The organism is Paenibacillus sp. 2KB_20 (assembly GCF_052115765.1).
Lineage (GTDB): Bacteria > Bacillota > Bacilli > Paenibacillales > Paenibacillaceae > Paenibacillus_AQ.
Genome location: NZ_JBFRHH010000028.1, coordinates 1 through 20,715, shown reverse-complemented (window position 1 = coordinate 20,715; position 20,715 = coordinate 1). Strand labels below are relative to the sequence as shown.

The 20,715-nt window shown below is 43.9% G+C and carries 21 protein-coding genes and 2 pseudogenes; 21 read left to right on the top strand and 2 right to left on the bottom strand.

Features of this window, described 5'->3' with window-relative positions; translation table 11 throughout:
• Positions 1–23 precede the first annotated feature (23 nt).
• A complete protein-coding gene (locus AB4124_RS33675; protein WP_441975422.1) occupies positions 24–932 on the top strand; it encodes a LysR family transcriptional regulator in 909 nt (302 codons plus the stop codon).
• A 746-nt stretch (positions 933–1,678) separates the two neighbouring features.
• Here AB4124_RS33675 and AB4124_RS33670 read toward each other — a convergent pair.
• Positions 1,679–2,596, bottom strand: a complete 918-nt coding sequence (locus AB4124_RS33670; protein WP_441975413.1) for a helix-turn-helix transcriptional regulator — start codon at positions 2,594–2,596, stop codon at positions 1,679–1,681.
• Positions 2,597–2,694: 98 nt separating this feature from the next.
• On the opposite strand from AB4124_RS33670, the gene AB4124_RS33665 reads away from it, so the two are divergent.
• The 12 genes and pseudogenes from AB4124_RS33665 (at position 2,695) to AB4124_RS33610 (ending at position 12,587) form a co-directional block, all read left to right on the top strand.
• Positions 2,695–3,159: a VOC family protein gene (locus AB4124_RS33665; protein WP_441975412.1), complete on the top strand. Its 465-nt coding sequence runs from the start codon at positions 2,695–2,697 to the stop codon at positions 3,157–3,159.
• Between the two features lie 79 nt (positions 3,160–3,238).
• The gene (locus AB4124_RS33660; protein WP_076321509.1) at positions 3,239–3,808 is read left to right on the top strand and encodes a YdeI/OmpD-associated family protein; all 570 of its coding nucleotides are present in this window, start codon (positions 3,239–3,241) and stop codon (positions 3,806–3,808) included.
• Between the two features lie 322 nt (positions 3,809–4,130).
• Positions 4,131–4,268: a hypothetical protein gene (locus tag AB4124_RS33655; RefSeq protein WP_256720440.1), complete on the top strand. Its 138-nt coding sequence runs from the start codon at positions 4,131–4,133 to the stop codon at positions 4,266–4,268.
• Positions 4,269–4,332: 64 nt separating this feature from the next.
• The gene (locus AB4124_RS33650; protein ID WP_441975411.1) at positions 4,333–4,953 is read left to right on the top strand and encodes a GDSL-type esterase/lipase family protein; all 621 of its coding nucleotides are present in this window, start codon (positions 4,333–4,335) and stop codon (positions 4,951–4,953) included.
• Positions 4,954–5,220: 267 nt separating this feature from the next.
• Complete coding sequence (locus AB4124_RS33645; protein ID WP_379406046.1) at positions 5,221–5,898, top strand: response regulator transcription factor; 678 nt, start codon at positions 5,221–5,223, stop codon at positions 5,896–5,898.
• Positions 5,895–7,712, top strand: coding sequence for a sensor histidine kinase (locus tag AB4124_RS33640; RefSeq protein WP_441975410.1), 1,818 nt, complete (start codon positions 5,895–5,897; stop codon positions 7,710–7,712). The genes AB4124_RS33645 and AB4124_RS33640 overlap by 4 nt, the downstream gene beginning before the upstream one ends.
• 58 nt (positions 7,713–7,770) lie before the next feature.
• Positions 7,771–8,289: pseudogene (locus AB4124_RS33635) on the top strand (polysaccharide deacetylase family protein); the annotation flags it as partial.
• A gap of 219 nt (positions 8,290–8,508) precedes the next feature.
• A pseudogene (locus AB4124_RS33630) lies at positions 8,509–8,799 on the top strand (N-acetylmuramoyl-L-alanine amidase family protein); the annotation flags it as partial.
• A 10-nt stretch (positions 8,800–8,809) separates the two neighbouring features.
• Positions 8,810–9,493, top strand: coding sequence for a GDSL-type esterase/lipase family protein (locus AB4124_RS33625; protein ID WP_441975409.1), 684 nt, complete (start codon positions 8,810–8,812; stop codon positions 9,491–9,493).
• A gap of 35 nt (positions 9,494–9,528) precedes the next feature.
• Positions 9,529–10,935 carry an MBOAT family O-acyltransferase gene (locus tag AB4124_RS33620; protein WP_441975408.1) on the top strand — a complete coding sequence of 469 codons (1,407 nt, stop codon included), beginning with the start codon at positions 9,529–9,531 and terminating at the stop codon, positions 10,933–10,935.
• A gap of 12 nt (positions 10,936–10,947) precedes the next feature.
• Positions 10,948–12,087, top strand: coding sequence for a DHHW family protein (locus AB4124_RS33615; RefSeq protein ID WP_441975407.1), 1,140 nt, complete (start codon positions 10,948–10,950; stop codon positions 12,085–12,087).
• A gap of 5 nt (positions 12,088–12,092) precedes the next feature.
• Complete coding sequence (locus AB4124_RS33610) at positions 12,093–12,587, top strand: DUF4358 domain-containing protein (RefSeq protein ID WP_430112292.1); 495 nt, start codon at positions 12,093–12,095, stop codon at positions 12,585–12,587.
• Positions 12,588–12,599: 12 nt separating this feature from the next.
• On the opposite strand, the gene AB4124_RS33605 is transcribed toward AB4124_RS33610, so the two are convergent.
• Positions 12,600–12,887 carry a response regulator gene (locus AB4124_RS33605; protein WP_430112291.1) on the bottom strand — a complete coding sequence of 96 codons (288 nt, stop codon included), beginning with the start codon at positions 12,885–12,887 and terminating at the stop codon, positions 12,600–12,602.
• A 384-nt stretch (positions 12,888–13,271) separates the two neighbouring features.
• Between AB4124_RS33605 and AB4124_RS33600 the strand changes: the two genes are divergently transcribed.
• The 8 genes from AB4124_RS33600 to AB4124_RS33565 all read left to right on the top strand — a co-directional run bounded on the left by AB4124_RS33600 (position 13,272) and on the right by AB4124_RS33565 (position 20,524).
• The gene (locus tag AB4124_RS33600) at positions 13,272–13,637 is read left to right on the top strand and encodes a DUF2089 domain-containing protein (protein WP_076321497.1); all 366 of its coding nucleotides are present in this window, start codon (positions 13,272–13,274) and stop codon (positions 13,635–13,637) included.
• A 78-nt stretch (positions 13,638–13,715) separates the two neighbouring features.
• Positions 13,716–14,147, top strand: a complete 432-nt coding sequence (locus tag AB4124_RS33595; RefSeq protein ID WP_076321496.1) for an SHOCT-like domain-containing protein — start codon at positions 13,716–13,718, stop codon at positions 14,145–14,147.
• Between the two features lie 6 nt (positions 14,148–14,153).
• On the top strand, positions 14,154–14,498 hold the full coding sequence (locus tag AB4124_RS33590; protein WP_441975406.1) for a hypothetical protein: 345 nt from the start codon (positions 14,154–14,156) through the stop codon (positions 14,496–14,498).
• 390 nt (positions 14,499–14,888) lie between these two features.
• On the top strand, positions 14,889–15,929 hold the full coding sequence (locus tag AB4124_RS33585; RefSeq protein WP_430112288.1) for a Cfr family 23S rRNA (adenine(2503)-C(8))-methyltransferase: 1,041 nt from the start codon (positions 14,889–14,891) through the stop codon (positions 15,927–15,929).
• 164 nt (positions 15,930–16,093) lie between these two features.
• The gene (locus tag AB4124_RS33580; RefSeq protein WP_076321494.1) at positions 16,094–16,357 is read left to right on the top strand and encodes a CD3324 family protein; all 264 of its coding nucleotides are present in this window, start codon (positions 16,094–16,096) and stop codon (positions 16,355–16,357) included.
• Between the two features lie 447 nt (positions 16,358–16,804).
• Entirely contained in the window at positions 16,805–17,404 is a 600-nt protein-coding gene (gene rplD / locus AB4124_RS33575; protein WP_441975421.1) for a 50S ribosomal protein L4, read from the top strand.
• A gap of 605 nt (positions 17,405–18,009) precedes the next feature.
• Positions 18,010–19,287: a cytosine permease gene (gene codB / locus AB4124_RS33570; protein WP_441975405.1), complete on the top strand. Its 1,278-nt coding sequence runs from the start codon at positions 18,010–18,012 to the stop codon at positions 19,285–19,287.
• Positions 19,256–20,524, top strand: a complete 1,269-nt coding sequence (locus tag AB4124_RS33565) for a cytosine deaminase (protein WP_441975404.1) — start codon at positions 19,256–19,258, stop codon at positions 20,522–20,524. Before codB ends, AB4124_RS33565 begins: the two co-directional genes overlap by 32 nt.
• Positions 20,525–20,715 lie beyond the last annotated feature (191 nt).

Genomic DNA, 20,715 nt, shown 5'->3' with positions numbered 1-20,715 from the left:
AAAGTAAGAAGGGGGATCATATGATGGAATTACGCCAACTGAATACGTTCCGAACGGTTGCATCAACATTGAATTTCTCTCGGGCTGCCGAAGTTCTGAACTATGTCCCCTCCAATGTAACGATGCAAATAAAAGCATTGGAGGATGAGCTCGGTGTTCGACTTTTTGACCGCTTGGGCAAGCAACTCGTTCTTACAACTGCGGGTACACGCTTTTTAACTCAGATCCAAAGTGTTTTAGACAAATTGGACGAAGCCCGCAGCGTCGTTCATGATAATGAAAATCTTATCGGTACCCTAACGATCAGTGCCAATGAGGTTATTTGCGCCTATCGGCTTCCAGCTGTCTTTCAACTATTTCGTTCACGCTATCCTGGAGTGCGCCTCATCTTCCGCTCCGTTCCCAATCAAGAACTCAAGCAAGCGCTCTTTGAGGGAGCCGCGGATGTCGTCTTTATGTTGGACGAACCCATTCGCTCGAGCGGACTTGAAGTGGTGCCGATGGTGGAAGAAACTTTCCGCTTATTCGCTGCTCCTGACCATCCACTTGTGAAACCAACGGTACTGCAACTGGAAGACTTTCATGGACAAGTATTTCTTACGAATGAAAAGGGATGTCCCTATCGAACCATGTTTGACCGGCAATTTGAGAAAGAGGGCATTGATACGATTACTTATTTAGAGTTTCAAAGTGCCGAAGCCATTAAACAATGTGCAATTTCGGGAATCGGTATTGCCTTTCTTCCTGAAATCGTAACGAAAGCCGAAGTTGAACGGGGCGAACTTGTTGCTCTACCATGGCAAATTCCGGACTTGCACGTGTATACACAGATGCTATGGCATAAAGATAAGTGGCTTTCACCCATCATATTATCTTTCATAGAAGCAGCAAGGGAAGTTATTGCTATAGAGGAGGAGAATAAAACCGTTTAGCTATTATAGTTAGCTATATTAGTTAGCTATATTAGTTAGCTACTTTAGCGAATGATTTTGGGGCCGTGCGGATCTAGGATTCACTGTTTACTGCAAAAAACGCGCTGTTATTGGGCCCATGCGGACACACGATTCGCTATTTACCGAAAATCGGTCCATTTGGGAGTCAATCCGGACATACGTTCCGTTAATCTACCCATAACCACAAATTTAGCCTGCGATAACCTACAATAGCGGATCTCATGTCCTCATACATTCGCTAATGGGCAAAAAAAAAAGAAATAGCGGTACTACAGTCCTCAACCACGGCTAATCCAGAGCAATCGTGCTGCTTGAGAGTCCATGCGGACACACAATCCGCTATTAACTGAAAATCGGTTCATTTGGGAGTCTATCCGGACACACGTTCCGTTAATCTAACCATAACCACAAATTTAGCCTGTGATAACCTACAATAGCGGATCTCATGTCCTCATACATTCGTTAATGAGCAGAAAAAAACAAATAGCGGAACTACAGTCCTCACACATCGGGGGGGACGATAAGCTTTAAAAGGGTCGTTGGTTCACCCATCATTCGCCTTGACCATATTAACCTAACTGAAGCACACCATTGAACCACAGAGATTTGATCGCCAAGGAATCCGAGATCGTCGTTGTTGGATCACCAAGATTGGAACAGAAACGGGGGATACATCCGTCACTACCAGAATATCCACATCGGGTTTGTGCAGATCCATGGCGTTTTTAAAGCCTGCAGGAATATTTATTTACCATTTTGAGCAAATAATTACGGAATTCTTCAACATAGGATTGGGGCTCTACGATTTCTAGATTCGTCCCGAAACTTGCTAAAAATTGAAATCCAATACTGTTCTGAGGAATATGGATAGTGGCTAAGAAATATTCAGAGTTAAAGTTTTCAATGCTCTTGCGACCGTATCTTTCAATGAATTGATCTTTTACACTGGGCGCAATCAACGCCTTGATAGCAACAAGTTGAGGTTGATAACCGGCTTCATTTTGTTCAAATACATAATCTCTAGGGATAAAGGTTTCTTCATCCATATTGAGATTATCGATCCTGGATAATTTAAATGTTCTATAGCTCTGACGATGTAAACAGAATCCCTTTAAATACCAACTCGTTTCGCTAAAATGAAGCTGATACGGCTCAACAATTCGATTCGTTATCATGCCATTTTTATCTATATAATCGAATGAAATTAACTTTCTCCCTATTATCGATTCCTGGCATGTCTTCAAGGTTTGAAGAATCTCGGACCGACCCTCCCAATCATAAAATGAAAGTCGGACTGAACTTTTCAGTGACATGGGGTGAACCATGGCTTCCATTTTTTTAATCGTGATTTCAACTTCCTCGCTAATTAGAATTTGTTCCAATCCGCCGAGTGCAGTCAATATATTTTCTAAGTCGGAGCTGCTTAAAAGACGTTTATCCACCTTGTATTCATCCATAATACCGTACCCACCATGAATTCCATGAACTGAATAGATGGGAATGTTGGATAAGCTCAGTGTTTCCATATCGCGAAGAATCGTTCTTTTGGAAACGTTAAATAATTGTGCGAATTCTTTTGTTGAAACGATATCTTTTTTCAGCAATATCATGATAATGGATATTAATCTCTCAACTTTCTCCATAGCTGCCCCTCTTTTGGTACAAATTTTTAAATGGTGACATGCGTCTGTCACCACTAATAAATTATACTTCATTTATCAAAAGAAGGAGGTATAACTTTATGTCAGCAATTGTATATTTAAACTTTGATGGAATCGCAGAAAGAGCAATTGAATTTTATTCGGAGGCTCTAAATGCGAACGAGGTAAAAAAAGTGAAATTTAGGGATTTTCCTCAGGATCCAAACTATCCGTTGCCAGAAAATGAACTCGATATGATCATGGAGTCTTCGATAGAATTTGCAGGCGGGAAAATTATGATGTCGGATATTTTGCCTTCCATGAAGGCGGTGACAGGTGAGCTGGTGAAAGGAAACAACGTACTTATTAGTCTAGTCATGGACGATAAACAAACTTTGGAAGAATACTTTAATCAATTATCTGTTGGTGGCCATGTTGTGATGCCGTTATCTAATACTCCTTGGTCTTCGTGTTTTGGAATGCTGGTTGATCAGTTCGGAGTTGCCTGGAAATTTAATAGTGACGCAGATCGCTTCATTGATAAAGTCAGTTCAAACAAACAGTAACTCATTCAAAACATGGCCTTCCAATGAAAGGGCCATGTTTTGATATTCTCATTAGAAAGGAGGAGGATGGGTTTTAGCTATGGAAATTGAACATGTAATTCCAGTAACATCAAGAGAGGATTTAAGGATTTGGCTGCAGAACCATGGCAAGACTGAGGAGTCTTGCTGGGTCTTGGTTAGTATGACGCCAACCCCTGATAAATTGTTATATTTAGACGTCGTTGAGGAAGCATTATGCTTTGGATGGATTGATAGCGTCAAGAAGAAAATTTCTGAAAGAGAGCTGGCTCAGAGACTATCACCTAGAAGTAAGAAAAGTTCATGGACTGAATTAAATAAAGAACGCGTCCGCCGACTTGAAAAGCTGGGGTTCATGAGAGACGAAGGCAGAATGGTTCTTCCTGAGATGGATCACGATTCTTTCAGACTCGATGGAGTTATTGAGCAAAGACTAAAAGAGGAAAAGCAAGTATATGAGAATTTCATGGCATTTCCAGATCTTTATAAAAGAGTTCGGATCGACACGATACAAAGCAATAAGAATCAGCCAGAATTATTTAAGAGCAGATTAGACAAGTTCATAAACAACACGAGAGAGAATAAAATGTACGGTCAATGGAACGATAATGGCCGTCTACTAGACTATTGATATTTCTGGGGTAAGGCAGACAACCTTAGTCCGGTTGAGCACCGAACTAAGGTTGTGTGCCTTACCTATTTTGTCATTGGAACTCTATTGTATTCGACATTATGAAATCAAAAAATTCCTCCCACCACGCCGTTATTTCTGATTTCCATATCTCATCGTCCATTGCTGCTTCTAAACTGAGCAATTCAAATTCATTCCATTTAAATTCAGTATCAGAGCGATTGTTGTATAAATTGAAGACGAATTGATCTTTTCTGCACCTGAAATTGATTTCGCTATCTTATGATATGGATATCTTGCAAGTAAGAAGGAGTTATTGTGTATGAAAATGATACAACGATGGGTAAGCATTTTTCTGTCAACAGTGATACTATCGACCCTCGTCGCCTGCAGTGCGGCTGACGACACGGAGCAGTCTCAGCTCGCTACGACGCAGGAGCCTGTAGCAGCTTGTTCGTAGGCGACTCGATTATTGGAGGACTGACGAACGAGGACCTGCTTCCTGGAGCAAACGTTATGGGGGATTGGGCGCAACGGTCCAATCTACGCTGGACAACGTCGAGGAGATCACGAGCCGCAAGCCGACGCATGTGTTCCTGTCAATGGGGCAGAACGATCTAGGGGAACCGACGGAGGAAGCGAAGAAGACTTTCATACAGCAATATACCCAATTGGTTGATAATATAAGGGAACGATTGCCGACGGCGCGCGTGTATGTACTGTCGATTACGCCGGTAGATACCACAACGCCGTTCAGTGCGTCCATGAACCTGCAGATTGAAATATTTAATACAGCCCTGCAGCAGATGGCGAAGGGGAAGGGAGTAGATTATATTGACTGGCCCCCATTTTCCGGCAGCACAAGATTCAATACGATGAAGACGGCTCTCATTTCACGAACGCATTTTGCCTTGTCGGATAAGCAGAAATTCGTCGAGAACTATCGCCAGTTGATCAGCAGCATTCGGAACAAGCTGCCCAAGACCGATCTTCACATCCTGTCGATCCCGCCAGTCGACGAGAAAGCAGTGAAGCAAGAGCCGCGGTATGCGAACATTACGGACTTCAACCAAGCACTTGATCAGTTAGCGGATGAAATGAAAGTCGATTACGTGGACTTGTCATCCCTCTTTGCTGTCAACTAAGTCCGTTACGCGGGCAATGGTGTTCATTTCAAGCCGGATTTCTATCTGCTGTTTCTGGATTACCTGATGGAATTCGTAAAGTAGGGAAGTGGCAGGTTAGGAGTGAGTGCCGCCAGACTTACGGTTTAGGTCCCGAGATAGATTAGAGTTCTGTCTTGATAACAACGTTTGTCTAGCATGTCAAAAAGTGCTAATATCCAAATGATGCACATACTGGTCAGTCTGAGGGGCTAATGTTAAGCTCATTAAAACTTGAGAGGTTGTCACATGTCTAAAACAATAATGATTGTAGAAGATGAGCAGATTTTACGAGAAATCATAAAAGATTATTTGCTTGAAGAAGGTTATGAAGTACTTGAAGCGGACGATGGAAAAAAAGCTCTGGCGCTGTTCCAGGAACATGAGCTGGATCTGATCATTCTGGATATCATGCTCCCTGAATTGGATGGATGGTCTGTATGCAAACGCATCCGAAAAGTATCAAACGTTCCGATTATCATGCTGACGGCCCGTTCGGATGAGGATGATACCTTGATGGGTTTTGAACTTGGAGCCGACGACTACGTAACCAAACCGTACAGCCCTGCAATCCTGCTGGCCCGGGCGAAGCGGCTTTTGGAGAGCAGACAGACCCGGGACCAGGAAGACGATGCATTGTCCAGCAACGGTATTTCCATCCACTTTCCATCCCGAACGGTTACGGTGGATGGGGTAAACTGCAGTTTGACGCATACGGAATTTGAAATTTTGGCTTATCTGATGAAAAACAAAGGAATTATTATCACCAGAGAACAGCTGATTACAAAAATCTGGGGGTATGATTTTGTCGGCGACGATCGGACTGTCAACAGTCATATCCGCAATTTGCGTTCCAAGCTAGGGGAGCATGCCAAGCATATTGCCACGATTGTTCGATCAGGTTATAAATTCGAGGAGAAGTTATGAAAAAAGGCATTGTTCTTAAGCTGTTCCTATTAACGACGGGATTATGCTTGTTCATTCTTGCCGTGATTTTTATAGGGCAAACCGTATTTTTCAAACAGTATTATGTTCACCAGAAAGTGAAGAGCGTTAACAAGGCGCTGCAGGCTTATGAACAAAGCGACTTGAATCGTGCCTCGAACGCCCAAGAGATGGTCAAGCTCGAGCAAGACTTCTATCAAAAGAACAACACATGGATCGCGACGCTGGACGCCCGGGGGAATCTGAAATATACCGAAGATTACATCATGGAAATCAAGCTGGAACATTCGGATGATGCCATGTTCTCCAATAAAACGTTGAACGTACCTCTATACAGTTTTATCAACGTAGAGGACTTCAGCAGCAATAATCCGTTCCTCACTCCTTGGATCAAAGAAGGGGAACCGATTGCGATCGAAGGCTTGATCATGAACAATCAGCCGGTGATCCAGCGGATGGCGATGCACGCATACAATCTGAGAGAGGAAAACCAGCTGGAAAATCGGCAGATGGTGAACAAAGAGGGCGAGGTCCTCAATCGAACGAACGTAATCCAATATCGTGAAAAATATCCCGGATTTCTGGTCAAAGGAACCATTGCGAAAGTCCGGATACCGAAAGGCGCAGAAGTTTCTCGTTATACGAATCACTTGTTTCTGGACCGTATCAAAGCTTTCCAAGCGGATCTGCTGTACGGCGACTATGATCCTGCCGTGAATTCGAATCGGATTATGGATGTCGAGGAATACCGCGTGGACTATAAAATTTTCGTGGACCGCATTCAAGATGGTGACGGTAATCCGGCATACTTGTTCGCGATGACGTCGCTTCAGCCGGTCAACGAAGCCGCGGGAATGATCCAAAATTATTATGCTTACATCATTATCGCGACGCTTCTCCTCGTGATGCTGGCATCGTTCTATTATTCCCGCCAGATCGCCAGGCCGCTGCTGCGCATCAACCGCACCACCCGGCAAATGGCAGACCTCGATTTCTCGGAGAAAATCCCGATCACAACAAAGGATGAAATCGGGGACTTGTCGCGCAACATTAATGAGCTCTCCGAGCGGCTGCACTCCCATATTCTCCAGCTTGAGCAGGACATCGAGAAAGAGAAGCAGCTGGAGAATACGAGAAAAGAATTTATATCCGGCGTATCTCATGAGTTGAAAACGCCGTTAAGCGTCATACAAAGCTGTCTTGCGATTTTGAAGGACGGGGTGGCAAGCCATAAGCGGGATTATTATTTTGAGGCCATGGAAGATGAAGTCAAAAGGATGGATCTGCTGATCGTGGACATGCTAGAATTGGCAAAATATGAATCGGGAACGTATAAAATGAACAAGGATTCCTTTTATATCGACACCGTCATCGAGCGGACATGCGCAAAAATGGCTGTGGACATTGCGGGCAAGCAATTGCATCTGCATACTTCGCTTGAACCTATTGAAGTTGTGGGGAACGAGCTTCGGATTGAGCAGGTCCTCATCAACTTCCTCACCAACGCAATTCGTTATACGCCGGAGCAGCAGTCCATACTCGTAACAGCCACGGAAGAACAGGACACCGTTAAAATTTGCATCGAAAATAAAGGAACCCGCATTCCGGACGAACAGTTGGAGAAGATCTGGGACCGGTTTTATCGCGGCGAGCCTTCCCGAAAACGGTCGACTGGAGGGACCGGGCTTGGCCTTTCCATCTCCAAAAAGATTCTGGAAATGCATGGTGTCCCATATGGTGTAACCAACACTCACAATGGAGTCCTATTCTATTTTCATTTGAATAAGAAAGCGTAGAACCCGGTTCTGCGCTTTTTTAATTTATGTCTACTGAGAAAGTACGTCGATAGACGTTTTTCTTATGCAAGGAAGCAACCTGCAGCGCAAGGATCTGCAAAGTGTCGTGAAGCGTGCAGCAGACGAGGGACACTATATTGGCGGGCACAGCATGACTCATCAATACAATAGACTGTATGAAGAGAGGCAATTCGTATCTGAGATGAAAGACAACTTGGCGTTCATCCATGAAATTACAGGTAAACAACCGAATTTGGTACGTCCGCCATACGGTTCAGCGCCTGGACTGGACGATAAGATGTTGCGCGACCAAATTGCCCAAGAAGGAATCAAGATTTGGGATTGGACCATTGAATCGAATGATTGGCAACTGAAGGATCACCCGGATCAAATTGTCGAGAATATCAAACAAGCAACAAAAGTCGATTTGGAAGTCGTATTGATGCACGAAAAGCCGCAAACGCTGCAGGTTCTTCCGGAGATCATCGAATTCTATGAAGAAGAAGTCTACCAATTTGGTGTTTACGACGATAACGAGCATTTTCACTTGAATTTTCAAAAGGATCATCGCTTGTAGACGCAGCAATAGCATCCTTTGGAACAGGGAGCTGTTCTTGAAGGTCTCTTATGGACCTGTCAGGAACAGCTTCCTTTTGTTTGCCGCAACCTAAGCCTAATACTCTATGGAAGTTTGATATTATCTGCACCTTATCTTTATCTCTGAAGATTACACTTTTTTCAGGAGGAGGAGAGAACGTATGAAAAAAGGCAGCTCGATTATAATCACGGGAATACGTACGAAGACGCTAGCGTTTCTGGTACTGAAACCTACTATTACCATGAAGATTCCCTGTTCTTGGCGGAAATTTTGCAAAAGCATATCGTCCAAACCAGCGGATTTCGGGACCGGGGAGTAAAAAAAGAGGATTTCTTCGTCTTGAAGGATTCGAACATGCCGGCGGCTCTAATCGAAATGGGTTATTTAACGAATCCGCAAGAAGAGAATGAAATGCTGTCGGAAGATTTCCAATACCGGATGGCAAGCTCCATCCTAGACGGAATTAAAGAAGCTCTAAATTTAAATTAAAGAGAGGAACATGAACATGAAAAAAATAGTTACAACCCTACTAATTGGGAGTATTACACTTGCTTTAGCAGCATGCGGAAACGAATCCACAAGCTTAAGTCCGCAGCAACCGACCACTCAAAACCAAGGACAGGCAACGGTATCAAAAGACTCAGTAGAAACTGCGTATCAAGTGTTCTTCCAGAACAGCGTATTTTTTGGGGATTCCATTACGGAGGGATTATCTTTCCATGATGTGCTTAAAGAGGAGAATGTTCTGGCAGGCGCAGGAAAAACGGCGGAATTCGCACTCCAAGATATGGATGAGTTGATCAAGCGAGAGCCGGAACGAATCTTTATCCTCTTGGGTTCGGATGACATTTTATGGCCAGCGGATAATCCCAAAGCCTATTCCATGAAAAACTATGCGAAGCTGATCGGTACGATCAAGGAAAAACTTCCACAAGCGAAAGTAACCCTTTTATCAGTAACTCCGGTGACGGCGAAAGCGGAAGAACTGGAACCAAGATACAAAAATATCAATGATTATAACCAAGGCTTAAAAGAGTTGGCGGAGAAAGAGAACATCGGATATGTTGACTTGTCTCCAATATTTTCAAACGGCTCAAATGATCTGTACGACTCGGACGGCATTCATTTCAAACCGGAGTTTTACACTAGAATGCTGGATCTGCTAAAAGACCAAGTGGAATAGCATGCAATGGATCAATCAACATGGGGGTGTGAGTATTGGTCTTTAGCAGCCTAATATTCCTGTTCCTCTTTCTGCCTGTCACCATTCTGATCTATTACGTATCTCCGATGAAATTTCGAAATGCTGTCCTCCTTGTTGTCAGCCTGATCTTTTATGCATGGGGAGAGCCTTTATACATTTTTATTATGATCTTCTCCACGGTCTTCGATTATATCAACGGGCTGCTGATCGATAAATATAGACATCGGAAGCTGATTGCCAGATCGATTTTTCTCGGCTCGATGGTCGGCAGTCTGGGGATTCTCGGATTTTTCAAATATGCGGATTTTGTCGTGGACAACATCAATCAGTTGTTTCACATGAATATCCAAGCGGCCGATTTGCCGCTGCCTGTGGGCATATCTTTCTATACCTTTCAAACGATGTCTTATGTCGTTGACGTTTACTTGGATAAAGTATCGGTGCAGAGAAATTTCATCTCTTTTGGGGCATATGTGACCATGTTCCCGCAGCTTGTAGCGGGTCCCATCGTCAAATACGGCGATATTGCGGAACAGCTTGTTTCCCGTAAGGTGTCGCTGGACCGTTTTGGCGAAGGGGCGAAACTGTTCATCAGGGGACTTGCCAAAAAAGTGCTGTTGGCCAACAATATCGGATTATTGTGGGCGAGTGTTAAAGCGACGCCGATCGAGGAACTGAGCGTACTCTCCGCCTGGCTTGGCATTACCGCATTTACACTGCAAATCTATTTTGACTTCAGCGGTTATTCTGATATGGCACGGGGACTGGGGAAAATGTTCGGATTTGATTTCATGGAAAATTTCCGTTATCCCTACATCTCTAAAAGTGTAACCGAATTTTGGCGCAGATGGCATATATCGCTTGGGAGCTGGTTTCGGGAGTACGTTTATATACCGCTTGGCGGTAATCGATCAGGGTTTAAGAAGCAGCTCCGGAATTTACTGATTGTATGGTTTTTAACCGGATTATGGCATGGCGCCAGCTGGAACTTTATCGTGTGGGGCTTGTATTTCGGATTCTTTGTGATCATCGAGAAACTATTGCTTCTGCAATGGTTGGAACGCAGATCTGCTTTTGTCGGCCATGTCTATACGCTTCTGGTCGTCATCATCGGCTGGGTTTTGTTCGAAATGGAGACACTCTCTTCCGCTTGGCGTTTCATTGGCGCGATGTTCGGTTTCGGCGGGCATGTTTTTGCGGATCAGCAGGCGCTCTATGATTTGTCTACGAATGTTGTATTACTAGTCGTATTGGCATTCTGTGCGACTCCGCTTCCGGGAAAGATGTTATCCTTCATAAAGGAAAAATGGAGAATTGTCAGCATGATTGCCGTACCGGTTATCTATTTTCTATTCATGGTTCTGTCGACGGCTTATTTGGTCAATGCAACCTACAATCCGTTTTTATATTTTCGATTTTAAAAGGGGACAGCTATGAACAAATATGACAAAATCAACCGGAAGTTGCTGGCCTTATTACTGCTGATATTTATAGGAGCGATCACCGCTCTCAATCTTGTGGCGCCGGATCGTACATTATCGGAATCTGAGAATCGGATGCTGGAGCAGTTGCCGCATTTCTCACTGAAAGCATTGGTGTCTGGTGATTTCACTCTTGATTTCGAAAAATATGTGTCCGACCAATTTGTTTTTAGAGACTTTTGGATCGGGACAAAAACCGATACAGACCGCATGATGGGGAAAAAGGAGAACAACGGAATTTACATCGGCAAAGACGGGTATCTGATTCAGAATTTTATTCCCCCCGCAGAAGAGGATTGGAAGGGGAAGGTTGATGCCATTCATGCGTTTGACCAGGCCACACCGAAAATGCAAAAATATGTGATGCTGGCGCCAACGGCAGCAGCTCTATATCAAGACAAGCTCCCAAAATATGCGATCATCGGCGATCAAGAAGCCTACCTGCAAAAAGTAAAGCAATGGTTGCATCCTAATCTTCGTTTTATTGATGTTTTTCCAAGTTTATATGCTGAGCGTGATCAACCTATATATTATAAAACCGATCATCATTGGACGACGAAAGGAGCTTATATAGCTTACCTGGAACTTTGCAGACAAATGGGGCTGACACCACAGAAAGAGGCAGAGTTTAACATCCAGCAAGTAACCGATGAATTTTACGGCTCACTTTATTCAAAAAGCGGTTTCAGACATATACAGCCCGATCGCTTGCAGCTTTATTTGCCAAAGGATCAAGAGAAATATACCGTAACGTATGTCGATGAAGAGAAGACCACGGATTCATTGTATGCGATGGAGCAGCTGCAGAGGAAGGATAAATATGCGGTGTTTCTTAACGGTAATCATGCACGAATCCATATTAAAACGGCTAATCCGAGCGGTAGAAAGCTGCTGGTGGTTAAAGATTCGTATGCTAACAGCCTGATTCCTTTCTTATTAAAGCATTATAGCGAAATACATGTGATAGACCTTCGGTATTATGAGGAGGATTTAGCGTCGCTTGCGAACGAACAGGGGATCCAGGACATGCTATTGCTTTATAATGCGAATACGTTTTTCGAGGACCCATCCATAACAAATTTAACGGAGTGATCAAAATGAAAAAACAATGTACAGAAAAAAGAAGTTTTTACTCGGTTATGCTTGCATTCGTCGTCGTGATTGGCGTTTTGTCCGGATGCTCAGGCAAGGATGACAAGACTTCAGAACAACTGTCGGCTACCGAAATCGGAAAAAGTATCGAACAGGCAGTGAGCCTAAAAGAAATGAAAAAGCAGGATCTGAATAAGCTGCAGAAATTGTATAAGATGGATACAGACAGCGTGGATGATTTTATTCTTTATACGTCTACATCGAATGTAAAAGCTGATGAATTGGCCGTCATCAAGCTAAAGGATGAGCGTCAGGCAGAAAGCGTCAAAGAGAATATTGAGCAACGAATCGAAGCACAGAAAATGAAATTCAAGGATTATCGACCAGATGAATATTTTCTGGTCGATCATCATGTGTTAAAGACGAAGGGGCCATTTGTCTTTTTCGCGGTTTCTACAGAGGCTGACTCAATGGAGCGTACGTTTGACAGCGCATTTTAACACAAAGCCTAACTAGAGCAGTAGACCCCGTAAGCCGGCTACTTTATCGGCATCTTCGACTCGAGCGGTTAAAAATAAGATTGGGCACGAGACAAAATCTCTGATGATTTCGCATACTTCAAGACCGTTCTGCCCAGGCATGTTGATATCCAGCAAAACGAGATCGGGTCCTTGTTCCACTTTACGCAGGGCCTCCCGGCTGTCCTTGGCCGTCATGACGAAATACCCGTTGATTTCAAAGTAATCGGTCAGCAGCTTTCGAAGATCCGCTTCATCGTCCACTATCAGTATTTTATCCACTCATGTTCATCTCCCGTATCCAATGTTTGATATCAGCATATCAAAGATGATTCAGCAGACCAATCCGTTTTTTATCGAAGGATAAGAACATGTAGCTTTAGGAGTCGCGAACTCGCAGCTTTTTTGTTAAAAGAATAGTTCCACTTAAGTGATGGAGTTTTGGAAAAGAGTCACATCGAGTTGATAGGGATGAACCGGGTTGAAACTGGGCTCCATCCCGATGGATTCGTTGAGGCTTTCTTTTTTAATATAGAATTTTAAATTTTTTGGGATTCCAGCTCTTGTAATGAATAAAATTAATCGCGAAATTAATTAAATTAATTTTATGCGCATTTACAAATTGAATATATTGATTTATAATTCAAAAAAAGAAAGGAGTAGAGCATGAAATATCCCATCATCACACAGTGTCCTGTATGTGACCACCAACTGCACGCCGTTAAGCTGGAATGCGGACATTGCCGAACGACGATTGAGAACACGTTTGAATTATCAAAGCTGGCTCTACTCTCGCCCGAACAACTCCATTTTGTGATCACCTTTCTAGTAAACAGAGGCAATATAAAGGAAGTGGAGAAAGAGCTGGGCATATCTTACCCGACGGTACGGGGCAAGCTCAATGATATCATTACAGCCCTCGGATATGATACGCGGAAGAAGCCGGAAGTTGATGAGAAGAAAGTCATTTCCATGCTGGAGAATGGCGATATCACCGCGGATGAAGCGGTCAAAATGTTGAAGGATGAATGAGCCTATGCTTCCGAAGCGAGTTTTTACGAAGCCGATTCAGGAAGCATCGTTCACAAAAACTTTTAGGAGGAAGAAACGATGAAAGAAGAAATCAGTAAAGTGCTGTCCATGATGCAGGAAGGCAAAATTGATTCTGACAAGGCTTCGGAGTTGATCGACGCGCTAAAGGAGAAGCAAACGGCTCATCCATCACATGCCGTGCAGGTGCTGGGGAAACCCGACTATTCGAAGAAATTCTCACCTTCATCCGGCGGTTATTTAGACAAAACGTTGAAAATACGGGTAACCTCCCAAGAGAACGATAATGTCAACATCAATTTGCCGATTAAACTGGTAAAGGCTGTTCTCGGAGCGGGGCACAGCATTGCGTCCAATATTCCGCAGGCCGCGAAATATGTGAAGGATATCGATATTGATCTGCTGATCGATGCAATCGAGAATGAGCTTGACGGGCAAATCGTTGACATCCGCTCCGGTGATAAGGATACCGTCACTGTAGTGATTGAGTGATGGGTTATGATAATTGTGAAGGTTAAGAGCAAGGAGCACGCTTTTACGATTCCAGTCCCATATGCCGTATTGCGTATAGGGAGCGGTATCCTGACTTCCAATTTAGTCCAGCGCAAAATGAAGGATTGGCTGAGCAAGCACGACGGACACGCGGGTGAGCACTTGAGCCGGAAGGATGATTTCGATTCGGACTGCAGCCGATTTGGGATTGAACTGGTGCAGTCGATTCTCGAAAACGAAAGCACGAAGCATGCGATCAGGCAGCTCATCAAGGAGTTGCAAGGTTGCAAAGGGACGGTTCTGGTCGATGTCCAGACTCAGGACGGCACGGAAGTGTTGATTAAATTGTAGGCGAAGCTTTCATTCATTGCGGCTCTACATATTGCCAGAACCAAAGTAGGCAGAGATATAACGTAAATGACACTCCTTGACCGTAAGTTATAAATTGTGTTAAGTTTTTCATGTGATTACAATGATGAATTGAATGGGAGGGATAAAGTGATGACTGCTTCTGAAATTGTAGATGTACATGTGAACCTGTCATTTAAGGCGATGTTTGATCAGGTTCACAAAATAACAAATCAGATACCGGAACTTTATCCTTCTATGCATATATACAGTTCGTGACTTATTTATAGGTAGTCTCTTATTTCTGTATAGGTATAGTTAGGTTAATGTACGCAAAAAAGCACCGGTGAGCTGGTGCTTTTTTGCGTTTTCTCCGTTTAAAGGGAGATAGATATGAAGCATTTATCGAAGTATGAGAAAATTCGTAAGATCTTATCGGCTCTAAAGCAACCGAATTATAGATATTCGCAAATAACAGAGGCAATCTTCAGGAACAGGATTGGAACTTTTGAAGCAATGAACAACTTGCCCAAGCCATTAAGAAATGAACTAATCAAAGAGCTTGGAAACAATGTGTTAAGCATCACACCAAAAATGGAGCAGAAATCCAATCAAGTTAGTAAAATTCTGTTTGCCATCCCTGGCGATGAATTCATTGAGTCCGTAAGGTTAAGTTATAAAACTGGATGGGAATCCTATTGTATCTCTTCGCAGTGTGGTTGCGGATTTGGTTGTACATTTTGTGCTACGGGAACACTTGGTTTGAAAAGGAATCTCACAACGGATGAAATAACGGATCAACTTCTTTACTTTACTTTGAATAACTATCCCTTGGACAGTGTGTCCTTTATGGGGATGGGAGAGGCACTTGCAAACCCATATGTATTTGATGCATTGCATGTGCTGACGGATCCTAAACATTTCGGTTTAGGACATCGAAGAATTACGGTTTCCACAATAGGTATATTACCTGGAGTAAAAAAGTTGACGAAGGAATTTCCACAGATTAATTTAACCTTCTCCCTACATTCACCGTTTAATGATCAGCGAAGTGAGTTAATGCCAATTAACAATCATTTTCCATTGGAAGAAGTTATGACCGTGTTGGATGAGCATATTCAACAAACGAAGCGAAAGGTCTACATTGCTTATATCCTGCTGAGGGGTATCAACGATACAACTAAACATGCTGAAGCTGTAGCAGATTTGTTGCGTGGCAGAGGGTCATGGGAACATTTATATCATGTCAATCTAATCCCTTACAATTCTACTGATGCCACATCACAAAGTTTTGTAGAGTCGGATCAGAACAGCATCAATATGTTCCTTAAAATCTTGAAGTCAAAGGGGATTAACGTCACCGTCAGGACCCAATTTGGATCAGACATTAACGCAGCATGCGGCCAACTATATGGATCAAACGGGAAAATTTAATAACTCGATCAACTGACCAGGGGGAATACAATGTCCCATAAAAATACATCGATAACACATGTGATTCTCCATGCAGAGCCGGTTTTCAGCATTTGCATGGAGTAGCCAACAAAATTTAAACTGGCTTTGCTACTTGAACTATAATTTCAAGGAGTGAGTCGTTCGTGAGATATATTAATGCTACTGTCGTCTTGCCGGAGGAACTAGTTGAAAAACTGCAGGATTATATACAAGGAGAATACCTCTATATACCCGCTAAAAAAAATGAACATAAAGTCTGGGGAGAGCTGTCCGGCGCACGAAAAGAGATTAACAAAAGAAATAATGATATTCTGAATGCATATTTAGCTGGCGCTTCTGTCGAGGAACTCGCAGAATCATTCTTTTTATCAACCTATGCTATCAGAAAAATAATATATCAGAAATAGATGCCTACTTTTCCCTTCAAGAGTGCTAAACACGAGCACTGTTACTCTTGAAGGGATTTTTATAATGAAAAGAAGAAATCTGCACTCTGAGTACACACTACATGTTAATTAGCATTAGTTCTGAGTTAACAAATATAAAATACTACAGCATCGTTTTGTATATAGATCATGAATTTTCTATCTGTTATCGTGTAGATGTAAGGGGCACATTGGGTATTAACCATTTAAATTTGCACCAAGAGGGGGTCGAAGTGATGGATGTTATCGTGGATACTTCGATTGTAATATAAGTGAGTAGAGAGAAAATGTTGATATTCAAAATCCAATAAACTACTGATTATCATTATTTCTGCTTACTTTTGAGCTGTCCGTTCCTATAATGAAATCCACTTTTTTACGATGATAATCAGGAGGTAGCTAAGATTGTTAAACGTCTCTATTTATAATATGGAAGGTAAAATTACGGGTGAAATGGAACTTGAAGAATCCATCTTCGGTATTATCCCCAACGAATCGGTTCTGCATGAAGCTGTTGTTAACCATCTTGCGAACAAGCGTAGCGGGACACACTCGACTTTAACTCGTGGCGAAGTTAGAGGGGGAGGCAGAAAACCCTATAAACAAAATAAAATTAATAGATCTCGAGCGGGTTCCATTCGTATGCCGCACTGGCGTCACGGAGGTATTGCGTTCGGTCCCAAACCTCGTGAATATGGATATCGTCTCAATAAAAAGGTTAAACGTCTTGCGATCAAATCAGCTTTATCCGCCAAAGTGCAAGATGATGAACTCATTGTAGTTGACCATATTAAACTTGAAAGCTACAGGACAAAAGCTATCGCCGCGATGCTTAAAGCTCTTCATGCCAATAAGAAAGTGCTAATTGTAACACCTGAGGTGGATCACATCGTGTATAAAAGTGCAAATAACATTCCAGATGTGCAGACCACTGAAGCCAACTCGCTGAATGTATATGATATTCTTAATTGTGACACGCTCATTATAGCTAAGGATGCTATAAATATAGTTACAGAAGTCTATAACTAAAAGCACAATTGGAAATGGGGTGATGAAGAAAAGTACAAGGCCCATATGAACTTTTAGAGTCGCAGAACAACGATCGCTAAATGGATATGATCCCCTTTAAGGAGACTGTGTGTAAAAGCACATTAAGTTCACTTGGAGGGGATTCTTCATTTATGAACCCTGTATATGCAGCTTCTTCCACCTGATAGAATGTATTCGATCCGTTCGACAGTGACATCATGTCCAAGAACATGTTGAAATAATTGCAATTCGTTCTTACATAAACCAGTACATGCAGCGGCCATGTGAAAAGGCAACCTGCAAAAAGAACATTTAATTAAGAGGATTTCAACCATTGGATAATTATAACATTGACAACTGTAGGTTTTTCCAAAATAATAGAATGTAATTGAATACTGGTACCTTTAATTCAGTCCAGAGAGGCTGGCAAGGGCAGCGGATTTTTATAATCATGCGAGGATTAGTGCATATTCCGTCAGGGGATGCTCTGCGTCTTCGCGCGGGTTATGATGTGAAAAAGAGGCTACTTGTCAGTGAAGACTTGACGAGTAGCCTCTTTTTTCTGCTTCTTTGGTATCAGAACACTTTAACCTGGAGGTATTCTGATGAGCAAACAAGATCAAGAGTTTTCGTGGCAAGCGGTACCGAAAACGCAGAGAAACCATTTTTGGAAGACGTTATCCGTCATGTTAGGATTCACTTTCTTTTCGGCAAGCATGCTGGCAGGGGGGACGCTCGGAGTCGGCTTGACGTTCATGGAGTTCATTGGAATCGTGCTTGCAGGTAATTTGGCACTCGGCATCTATACGGGAGCGCTGGCACATATCGCTGCCAAAACGGGCCTTTCCACGCATTTGCTGGCAAAGTATGCGTTTGGTGAGAAAGGCTCGTACCTGCCTTCATTCCTGCTCGGCTTTACGCAGGTCGGTTGGTTCGGCGTCGGTGTGGCCATGTTCGCGATTCCGGTTGCCAAAGCGATGGATTGGAATGTGTACCTGTTGATCTTCATATTTGGTCTCGCCATGACGGCATCAGCTATCTTCGGCATGAAATCGCTCGTCATTCTGGGCTATATTGCGGTACCGGCTATTACCATTCTTGGCGGTTACTCCATGTTCGAAGGGACAGGCTCCTTGGGCGGACTGCAAGGATTGCTCGATTACACCCCGACCCAGACGCTCACCGCGGCAGCGGCATTGACCATTTGTATCGGGTCATTCATTAGCGGCGGAACACTGACGCCCGATTTCGCCCGGTTTTCTCGCACGTCCCGGCAGGCGGTTACTGCAACGGTCATTGCGTTCTTCCTGGGGAACTCACTCATGTTCCTGTTCGGCGCAGTCGGCGCAATGGCATATAAGCAGGCAGATATCTCGGAGGTCATGTTCCTGCAAGGGCTGATCATTCCGGCGATCATCGTTCTGGGACTGAATATTTGGACGACCAACGATAACGCTCTTTATGCTTCCGGGCTGGGTTTTGCCAACATTACGAAAATTCCGAAAAAGTTCTTCGTCATTGTAAATGGCATCGTAGGTACCATATTGGCCATGTGGATGTACAACAATTTCGTCGGTTTCCTGAATGTGCTGGGCGCGGCGATCCCGTCCATCGGGGCCATCATCATCGCGGACTACTTCTTCGTGAAGCGCAGAAACTATAAACCGTTTGCCGACATGACTTTCAAGAAGGTAAACTGGATAGCGATGGTAGCTTGGGCCATCGGCGTTGCCTTCGCCCAGCTGGCTCCGGGAATCACGCCATTGAACGCACTGATCGGTACGGCAGTGGCCTACATCGTGTTAATGCTGATCGTTCCTGCCAAAGAATCCAATGAAAAGGGGATAACAAATGATTATACAGAACGCAAAATTGCGGGGTAAAGAAAGCTTATGGAATATCGTCGTGAAAGACGGGAAGTTTGAGCAAATCACGCAGTCATTGGAAACAACTGCGAATGAGGAAGTCATTGACGTTGGTGGCTCGCTTGTGCTGCCGCCGTTCATTGAACCTCACATTCATCTGGACACAACATTAACGGCGGGCGAGCCGGAGTGGAATTTGAGCGGAACGTTGTTCGAAGGCATCCAGCGTTGGTCAGAACGCAAGGCGTTCCTGACGCATGAAGATGTCAAAACGCGCTCCAAAACGGCGCTCAAGTGGCAGATGGCGCAGGGCATCCAGCATGTACGGACCCATGTGGACGTTACCGATCCAAGCTTGACCGCAGTTAAAGCGATGCTGGAAGTGAAAGAAGAAATGGCACCGTACATCGACATCCAGCTTGTTGCTTTTCCGCAGGAAGGCATTCACTCTTACCCGAACGGCGTGGAATTGCTGGAAGAGTCGCTGAAAATGGGCGTTGACGTGGTCGGCGGCATTCCGCACTTCGAATTCACGAGGGAGTATGGCGTCGATTCGATGAAGGTTGCGTTTGACCTCGCCGAAAAATACGACCGTCTTATCGACATCCATTGCGACGAAATCGATGATGAGCAATCCCGTTTCGTGGAAGTCGTGGCCAAAGAAGCCTACGAACGCGGACTGGGCTCCCGCACGACAGCAAGCCACACGACGGCGATGGGCTCATACAATGATGCCTATACTTACAAATTATTTAGATTGCTGAAGATGGCTGACCTGAATTTCGTCTCCAACCCTCTGGTTAACATCCACCTGCAGGGACGCTTCGACACGTATCCAAAAAGAAGAGGGCTGACTCGCGTCAAAGAGCTGCAGGAAGCCGGTCTCAATGTGTGCTTCGGTCACGATGACATCTTTGATCCATGGTATCCGCTAGGCACGGGCAACATGCTTCAGGTGCTGCACATGGGCATCCATGCATCGCAGTTGCTCGGTTACGATCAAATCGTGAACTCAATCGATCTCATTACGAAAAACAGCGCGAGAACGCTGCATATCGAGGACGTGTACGGTATTGAAGAAGGCAAGCCTGCCAACTTCATCGTTCTTGAAGCGGAGAACGAATATGAGGCTATTCGCAAACAGGCGGCAGTGCTTTATTCGTTCAGAGGCGGCCGCAAAATCGCGGAAACGAAGCCGCGGGACACGTCGATCGTTCTTGAGGGCGGTTCAGAGAAAGTTACTTTCAATAAATAATCTACCATGTATTAAAGTCCGCGGATTCCGCGGACTTTTTTGTTATGACTTTAGTCAGTTGAGCACGCGATAGCGTGCGAAACATAAAACCACCCGCTATGCGGGTGGAGGGATCGAGGGTTTGACCAACAAGACCATCCCGATAAAATTGAGATGTTCAGGCTCAATGAAAGGGATGGTCTTAGATGGCA

Coding starts and splice junctions, on each gene's coding strand:
- AB4124_RS33660 (WP_076321509.1), top strand. CDS start 3,239: ATGGAAATTGAACATGTAATTCCAGTAACATCAAGAGAGGATTTAAGG.
- AB4124_RS33655 (WP_256720440.1), top strand. CDS start 4,131: ATGAAAATGATACAACGATGGGTAAGCATTTTTCTGTCAACAGTGATA.
- AB4124_RS33615 (WP_441975407.1), top strand. CDS start 10,948: ATGAACAAATATGACAAAATCAACCGGAAGTTGCTGGCCTTATTACTG.
- AB4124_RS33590 (WP_441975406.1), top strand. CDS start 14,154: ATGATAATTGTGAAGGTTAAGAGCAAGGAGCACGCTTTTACGATTCCA.
- AB4124_RS33610 (WP_430112292.1), top strand. CDS start 12,093: ATGAAAAAACAATGTACAGAAAAAAGAAGTTTTTACTCGGTTATGCTT.
- AB4124_RS33585 (WP_430112288.1), top strand. CDS start 14,889: ATGAAGCATTTATCGAAGTATGAGAAAATTCGTAAGATCTTATCGGCT.
- AB4124_RS33595 (WP_076321496.1), top strand. CDS start 13,716: ATGAAAGAAGAAATCAGTAAAGTGCTGTCCATGATGCAGGAAGGCAAA.
- AB4124_RS33675 (WP_441975422.1), top strand. CDS start 24: ATGGAATTACGCCAACTGAATACGTTCCGAACGGTTGCATCAACATTG.
- AB4124_RS33645 (WP_379406046.1), top strand. CDS start 5,221: ATGTCTAAAACAATAATGATTGTAGAAGATGAGCAGATTTTACGAGAA.
- AB4124_RS33625 (WP_441975409.1), top strand. CDS start 8,810: ATGAACATGAAAAAAATAGTTACAACCCTACTAATTGGGAGTATTACA.
- rplD (WP_441975421.1), top strand. CDS start 16,805: ATGGAAGGTAAAATTACGGGTGAAATGGAACTTGAAGAATCCATCTTC.
- AB4124_RS33670 (WP_441975413.1), bottom strand. CDS start 2,596: ATGGAGAAAGTTGAGAGATTAATATCCATTATCATGATATTGCTGAAA.
- AB4124_RS33665 (WP_441975412.1), top strand. CDS start 2,695: ATGTCAGCAATTGTATATTTAAACTTTGATGGAATCGCAGAAAGAGCA.
- AB4124_RS33565 (WP_441975404.1), top strand. CDS start 19,256: ATGATTATACAGAACGCAAAATTGCGGGGTAAAGAAAGCTTATGGAAT.
- AB4124_RS33600 (WP_076321497.1), top strand. CDS start 13,272: ATGAAATATCCCATCATCACACAGTGTCCTGTATGTGACCACCAACTG.
- codB (WP_441975405.1), top strand. CDS start 18,010: ATGAGCAAACAAGATCAAGAGTTTTCGTGGCAAGCGGTACCGAAAACG.
- AB4124_RS33640 (WP_441975410.1), top strand. CDS start 5,895: ATGAAAAAAGGCATTGTTCTTAAGCTGTTCCTATTAACGACGGGATTA.